The organism is Candidatus Poribacteria bacterium (genome assembly GCA_016866785.1).
Lineage (GTDB): Bacteria > Poribacteria > WGA-4E.
Genome location: VGLH01000271.1, coordinates 1 through 1927 on the forward strand (window position 1 = coordinate 1; position 1927 = coordinate 1927).

1 protein-coding gene is annotated in these 1927 nt (G+C 64.1%); it reads right to left on the reverse strand.

The window, feature by feature from the left end:
- Positions 1-1579: choice-of-anchor D domain-containing protein (locus tag FJZ36_19215; protein MBM3217030.1), on the reverse strand; the 1579-nt coding region annotated here is incomplete at its 3' end.
- Between the last annotated feature and the right edge of the window lie 348 nt (positions 1580-1927).

Genomic DNA, 1927 nt, shown 5'->3' on the forward strand with positions numbered 1-1927 from the left:
CCTCGACTTCGATGGTCCACGTTCGCGCATCGGCGAACGCGAGAACATCCTGTGATAGCGCCTGGCCGCCTCTCAGGAGGCGGAGCCATGACGCCGGAGGCTGCGGCATGGGCGGGGCGAGCGTGTCCTCCGCCGACAGGTTCACGGCATCCGATGCGTCGGGCGCGACGCCGACGATGACCGTGTGGTCGCCCGCCGGGTCGCCCGTCAGGCGGAGCGTTGCTTGCCAGTTCTGGTAGGACCAGAGCCCGACTCCGCTCGCCGTGACGGTCGCGGGGCTGCCCGACGCGTTGTGGGTGATCGTCAGCGTCGCACTCGCCGTGCCAGCGACGGTCGGCGTGAAGGTGACGGTGACCGTCTGGCTCTGACCCGCCGCCAGGTTGTAGGGCGGCGCGGGCGAGACCGTGAACTGACTGTTGCTGGAAGTGATGCCGCTGACCGTCAGCGTCCCGCCGCCGGTGTTCGTGATGGTGAACGTCGCTGTACCAGAGCTTGGTTTTGTGACGATGCCAGCGTTGACGGTCGTCGGGGTGACGCTAGCGGTCGGATTCGCCGTCGCATACCCGATTCCCGCCCCATAGACTGAGTTAACTGCAGCAAACCACATCCGCATGTCGCCGTTCGCGATCAAGACCGTCGGTCCCATCACCGCAACGGCATCCCACGACCCAGAAGCGCCGACACCGAGCACCGGGTTCGAGGCGTATTTCGTCCATGTCACGCCGTCGCCCGATGTCGCGTAGTTGATCGTTTGAACGTTGCTGGCATTGACGCCCGCGTACCACATTTCGTACTGACCGTTGCGTTTGAGTACGGAGGGTTCACCAACGGAGTTTGTATCCGTCGCTCCGGAGGAGCCCTGGTCGAGCACGACGCCTTGATCTGTCCACGAGATGCCATCCGGTGACGTGGCATACCCGATGTACGGGTCACTCCCTCCGAAATACGCGTGATACCAGAGCTTGTACGTGGACCCATCCTTGATGACGGACCCGGAGTGCATCTCGGAGCCCGACTTCGTGAAGACGGGATTGGAGGCATACTTCGTCCATGTGACGCCGTCTGTCGACGTGGCGTAGCAGACGATCCCATAGCCGCCTGCGGTAGTGCCGCCGCCGTACCACATTTTGTAAACGCCGTCGTCGATGATGACTGCGGGCGTGTCAACCCACTGCGGCGTCACGTCGCCGCGCGGGACAGCGAAGCCGTTGTCGGTCCAACTGATTCCGTCGGGTGACGTAGCGTACCGGATGTCAGAGCCGTCTGGTCCGGCGTTATACCACATCCGATACTGCGAACCGTCGAAAACCACCATGGGTCCCGCGGTGGACACGGTGGGACCGACGAACACAGGATTTCCCGCGTATTTCGTCCACGACGTTTGCGCCGACACGCCCGCGCACACGAACAACGCGAGAACGACACTCGCAACCAGACCAGACAGGGCCCGAAGCTTGCGCGACCGCATGGCTCGACCTTTCCCTGCGTAGACGTATCCGCCCTCGGCGCGTTTGCGACTACCATCATGACGACCGGCGCGGCATCGCGCCGAGCTTCGCGTTGATTCCGACCCGCGCATCCTAACCCGCCGCTTCGGGTCGGTCCTTCCGAGAACGCCCCTTATCTCGCCGTTGTGTCTCCTTCCGTCGTGGCACCCCTGTGACCCGTCACTTCCCAACGACCACCTTCAGCCCGCACGCGACGACATCGCCCGGCAAGCGGCGACCGAAATCAATGAGCTGCGACGGTCGCGCGCGGCCCTGCCCCAACGCGGTTTGGAACTCCGCTTCGCCCCAGTCTGCGACGTCGTTGCCGTCGCCCCAGACGGGTTCTCCGTTGACCCAACTCGTCGTCGAGGCGATGAACATCGCTTCGGTCTGAGCCCCGCCCACCGTCCAGAAGTAATACTCGCCCTCTCGATCCGGCG